A 4,973-nucleotide genomic window follows, 5' to 3' on the forward strand; every position below is an offset into this window, starting at 1 on the left:
CCTACAAGGAAGAAGGACTGCTCACCCGCGGCGAGGAACTGGCGCCCTATTGGGAAGATGCGCTGCATTCGCTGAAGGGCGAGCCGCATGTCATCGACATCAGGAACATCGGCCTGATCGGCGCGATCGAGCTGGCACCGATCGCCGGCAGTCCGACCAAGCGGGCCTTCTCCGCCTTCGTCAAGGCCTTCGAGCGCGGCGCGCTGATCCGCACCACCGGCGACATCATCGCACTGTCGCCGCCGCTGATCATCACCAAGGGCCAGATCAACGAACTGATCGACCATGTGCGTGAAGTTTTGAGGTCTATCGATTGAAGATCTGGGCGCGGATATCCCTCCCCTCGAGGGGAGGGTGGCCGCGAAGCGGTCGGGTGGGGTCGGTGCGACCGGGCGCCGACCTGATCTTTTGCCGCGAGGCCGCCGTTGATGCCCCGGACTCGCGTGAGTTTCGAAATGCGCCAGAAGGCGCGCGCGCTTCGAGTTCACGCGACCAAGGGCGAATCCCTGCTCTGGTATGAACTGCGCGAGCTGAAATCGACCGGCATCAAATTCCGCCGCCAGTGCCCGATTGGGCCGTACATCGTCGACTTCGCCTGTTTTGGTGTGAAACTGGTGGTCGAAGTGGATGGCGATCTGCACGAACACGAAAAGGGCAAACGGCACGACGCCGTTCGTGATGCTTATCTGCGTTCGCTCGGGTTCGATATCTTTCGCGTTGACGAGCCCGATGTCATAAACAGCGCCTGGCATGTCGCGCAGGCGGTCAAGGGGAAGGTCGAGCTTATGTCAGGCGACCCCACCCGACCGCTTCGCGGCCACCCTCCCCTCGAGGGGGAGGGGGACGCCGCGCAATTGGAGAGGTTTTGAATGGCCGCACCCGGCGAAAATCTGCGAATCAATTCAGACCGTTTGTGGGATTCGCTGATGGAGATGGCGAAGATCGGCCCCGGCATTGCCGGCGGCAACAATCGCCAGACCGTGACCGACGAGGACGGCGAGGGCCGGCATCTGTTCAAGCGCTGGTGCGATGCGGCCGGGCTCGAAATGGGCGTCGACGAAATGGGCACCATGTTTGCCCGCCGCGAAGGCACCGACCCCAGCCTGCCGCCGGTATATGTCGGCAGCCATCTCGATACGCAGCCGACCGGAGGCAAATATGATGGCGTGCTCGGTGTGCTCGGCGGCCTGGAGATCGTGCGCTCGCTCAACGATCTCGGCATCAAGACGAAACATCCGATCGTCGTCACCAACTGGACCAACGAGGAAGGCTCGCGCTTCGCGCCGGCGATGATGGCCTCCGGTGTGTTCGCCGGCGTGCTCGACCAGGCCGACGTCTACGAGCACACGGACAAGAACGGCAAGAAATTCGGCGAGGAACTCGAACGTATAGGCTGGAAGGGCACCGAGAAGGTCGGCGACCGCAAGATCCACGCCTTCTTCGAACTGCATATCGAGCAGGGCCCGATCCTCGAGGACGAAGACATCGACATCGGCGTCGTCACCCACGGCCAGGGTTTGAAATGGCTGCAGGTGACGCTGACCGGCAAGGAGTCGCATACCGGCTCGACCCCGATGCCCAAGCGCCGCAATGCTGGGCTCGGCATGGCGCGCGTGATCGAACTGGTGCACGAGATCGCCATGGACTACCAGCCCGACGCCGTCGGCGCGGTCGGGCACATGGAAGTCTATCCGAACTCGCGCAACATCATCGCCGGTCGCACCGTCTTCACCATCGACATCCGTTCGCCCGAGAAAGAGGTGCTCGACGCCATGGATGGCCGCATCCGCGAAGGCATCGACACGATCTGCGACGCGCTGGATATCAAATACGAGATCGAGCAGGTCGGCCATTTCGATCCGGTCACCTTCGACAAGGACTGCGTCAAGGCAATCCGCGATGCCGCCGATCGGCTCGGTTACACGCACCGCAACATCGTCTCCGGTGCCGGCCACGATGCGTGCTGGATCAACCGCGTGGCGCCGACCGCCATGGTGATGTGCCCTTGCGTCGACGGGTTGTCGCACAACGAGGCCGAGGAGATCACCAAGGAATGGGCATCGGCCGGCGCCGATGTGCTGTTCCACGCGGTGGTGGAGACGGCCGTCATCGTGGAGTGAACTAAGAGATCTACATTCGAAACGCCGCTCACCAAGAAGCGCGAAGAGAACAGGGAACAGATAATGACCAAAGTCATCAAGAACGGTACTGTCGTCACCGCCGACCGCACGTGGAAGGCCGATGTGCTGTTCAGCCACGGCAAGATCGTCGCCATCGGCTCGGACCTGCACGGCGACCATGAGTACGACGCCACCGGCTGCTATGTGATGCCGGGCGGCATCGATCCGCACACCCATCTCGAAATGCCGTTCATGGGCACCTATTCGGCCGATGATTTCGAATCCGGCACGCGCGCGGCGCTCGCTGGCGGCACCACGATGGTGGTCGATTTCTGCCTGCCGGCGCCGCAGCAATCGCTGCTCGAAGCCTTGCAGATGTGGGACAACAAGACCTCCAAGGCCGCCTGCGACTATTCCTTCCACATGGCAATCACCTGGTGGGGCAAGCAGGTGTTCGACGAAATGGCCACGGTGGTCGACAAGGGCATCACCTCGTTCAAGCACTTCATGGCCTACAAGGGCGCGCTGATGGTCGACGACGACGAGATGTACGCGTCGTTCCAGCGCTGCGCCGATCTTGGCGCGCTGCCGCTGGTCCATGCCGAGAATGGCGATGTGGTCGCGGCGTTGTCGCAGAAGCTGCTGGCGGCCGGCAATAATGGGCCTGAGGGCCACGCCTATTCGCGTCCACCGGAAGTGGAGGGCGAGGCGACCAACCGCGCCATCATGATCGCCGACATGGCCGGCGTGCCGCTCTATGTCGTGCATGTCTCCTGCGAGCAGAGCCATGAGGCGATCCGGCGGGCGCGCCAGAAAGGCATGCGGGTGTTCGGCGAGCCGCTGATCCAGCACCTGACCCTCGATGAGAGCGAGTATTTCGACAAGGACTGGGACCATGCGGCGCGCCGGGTGATGAGCCCGCCCTTCCGCAACAAGCTACACCAGGATTCGCTGTGGGCCGGCCTGCAGGCCGGATCGCTGCAGGTGGTGGCGACCGACCATTGCGCCTTCACCACGGACCAGAAGCGTTTCGGCGTCGGCAACTTCACCAAGATCCCCAACGGCACCGGCGGGCTCGAGGACCGGCTGCCGGTGCTGTGGACCAGAGGCGTCAACACCGGACGGCTGACGATGAACGAGTTCGTCGCGGTGACCTCGACCAACATCGCCAAGATCCTCAACATGTATCCGAAGAAGGGCGCCATCGTCGAAGGCGCGGATGCCGACATCATCGTCTGGGATCCCCAGCGCAAGAAGACCATATCTTCGAAGAAGCAGCAGTCTGTCATCGACTACAATGTGTTCGAAGGCGTCGAGGTGACCGGCCTGCCGCGCTTCGTCTTCTCGCGCGGCGAACTGTCGATCGAGGAGTCGGACGTGAAGGCGAAGCCCGGCCATGGCGAGTTCGTCGGAAGGGAGCCGAACGCCGCGGTCAACCGGGCGCTGTCGACGTGGAAAGAGATCACCGCGCCGCGCAAGGTCGAGCGGACGGGCATCCCGGCGACGGGGGTTTGACCATGCGCGCCATTCATCTTGCCATCGCCGCCGCGGCGCTTTTGTCAGCGGGCCATGCGTCGGCAGCCGGGATCGATCTCAGCAAGCCTTATGGCGACAAGTATGGCTGCATCAACAAGAACGGTCAGGAAGTCGCCGCCGATCAGATGCTGCTTCTGACCGACAAGGAACTGATCACGGCGGCCAGCGCCTGCACCTTCACCGAGACGAAGGCGCAGGCCGATGGCTCGTTGACGATCAAGGCCGAGTGCGAAGCCGAAGGTGAGGACGGCAAGTCGCCGGCCACCTTCACCATCAAGCACAGCGCCAAGAATGCCAAGAAACTGTCTGTCGTCGACGAAGACGGCAATGTGATGGGTGAAGTCTCCCGGTGCAAATGATGGCGACAACCCTCGCGTCGGTGTCAGGCGACGAGCGCATCCAGTTCCGGCAGCAGAACGACGCTTTCCTGTTCGTTGGGATCGGTGCGGGCAATGACGGCCGAAGAGGGGGCGTTGCTGAGATTGGCCGGCAGATGCGGCACGCCAGCCGGGATGTAGAAGAGGTCGCCGGCCTTGACGACGATGTGATGTTCGAGCCGGTCGCCATACCAGGTATGGACTTCGCCGGAGAGCACGTAGATCGCCGTTTCGTGGTTCTCGTGCAGATGCGCCTTGGCGCGGGCGCCGGGCGGCATGGTCAGCACGTGCATGCAGATGCCGGATGAGCCGACCGTTTCGGTCGCGATGCCGGCCAGATAGGTCAACCCCTGCTTGCCTTCATAGGTGCTGTCAGGGCGAATAAGACGACAAGTGGGTTTGGGCGACATCGGGGAAACTCCGGGCGTCGATTGAGTGGAACAAGGTCGGTGGGCCAATGGGACAGGGCAAGTGGAAAACAACATCGCGATAAAAGCAACCGGATTTCAGCCGGCGCCCCGGTGCGGTGACAAGGCAGGCCGCAACCGATGACGGGATCTTCGCCAGCCGTCGTTTCGGCAAGCAAGCTTGGCCTCACCTTCCAGACCAATGACGGCCCGGTCCAGGCGCTGTCCAATGTCGACCTGACCATCGGCAAGGGTGAGTTCGTCTCCTTCATCGGGCCGTCCGGCTGCGGCAAGACCACGCTGCTGCGCGTCATCGCCGATCTGGAGAAGCCGACTTCGGGGATGATTTCGGTCAACGGCATGACGCCGGAACAGGCGCGCGAGAAACGCGCCTATGGCTATGTCTTCCAGGCAGCCGCCCTGTTTCCCTGGCGCACCATCGAGCGTAATGTGGCGCTGCCGCTGGAGATCATGGGCCTGTCCAAGACCGAGCAGGCGGAGCGGATCAAGCGCACGCTCGACCTCGTCAACCT

7 protein-coding genes are annotated in these 4,973 nt (G+C 62.8%); 6 read left to right on the top strand and 1 reads right to left on the bottom strand.

Annotation, left to right across the window (positions count from 1 at the left end; genetic code table 11):
• From EOA36_RS27385 to EOA36_RS27405, 5 genes are all read left to right on the top strand, one after another.
• Nucleotides 1-317, top strand: a 317-nt coding sequence (locus EOA36_RS27385) for an aminotransferase class III-fold pyridoxal phosphate-dependent enzyme (protein WP_127280211.1), incomplete at its 5' end; no start/stop codon positions are given.
• A 138-nt stretch (nt 318-455) separates the two neighbouring features.
• On the top strand, nt 456-869 hold the full coding sequence (locus EOA36_RS27390) for an endonuclease domain-containing protein (protein ID WP_245464486.1): 414 nt from the start codon (nt 456-458) through the stop codon (nt 867-869).
• Complete coding sequence (locus EOA36_RS27395; RefSeq protein WP_127280213.1) at nt 870-2,120, top strand: Zn-dependent hydrolase; 1,251 nt, start codon at nt 870-872, stop codon at nt 2,118-2,120.
• A gap of 63 nt (nt 2,121-2,183) precedes the next feature.
• Nucleotides 2,184-3,635, top strand: coding sequence for a dihydropyrimidinase (gene hydA / locus EOA36_RS27400; RefSeq protein ID WP_127280214.1), 1,452 nt, complete (start codon nt 2,184-2,186; stop codon nt 3,633-3,635).
• Between the two features lie 2 nt (nt 3,636-3,637).
• The gene (locus EOA36_RS27405; RefSeq protein ID WP_127280215.1) at nt 3,638-4,015 is read left to right on the top strand and encodes a hypothetical protein; all 378 of its coding nucleotides are present in this window, start codon (nt 3,638-3,640) and stop codon (nt 4,013-4,015) included.
• Nucleotides 4,016-4,038: 23 nt separating this feature from the next.
• On the opposite strand, the gene EOA36_RS27410 is transcribed toward EOA36_RS27405, so the two are convergent.
• A complete protein-coding gene (locus tag EOA36_RS27410; protein WP_127280216.1) occupies nt 4,039-4,443 on the bottom strand; it encodes a cupin domain-containing protein in 405 nt (134 codons plus the stop codon).
• A 138-nt stretch (nt 4,444-4,581) separates the two neighbouring features.
• On the opposite strand from EOA36_RS27410, the gene EOA36_RS27415 reads away from it, so the two are divergent.
• Nucleotides 4,582-4,973, top strand: a 392-nt coding sequence (locus EOA36_RS27415; protein WP_127280217.1) for an ATP-binding cassette domain-containing protein, incomplete at its 3' end; no start/stop codon positions are given.

The sequence above is a fragment of the Mesorhizobium sp. M8A.F.Ca.ET.021.01.1.1 genome (genome assembly GCF_003998025.1).
Taxonomy (GTDB): Bacteria; Pseudomonadota; Alphaproteobacteria; order Rhizobiales; family Rhizobiaceae; genus Mesorhizobium.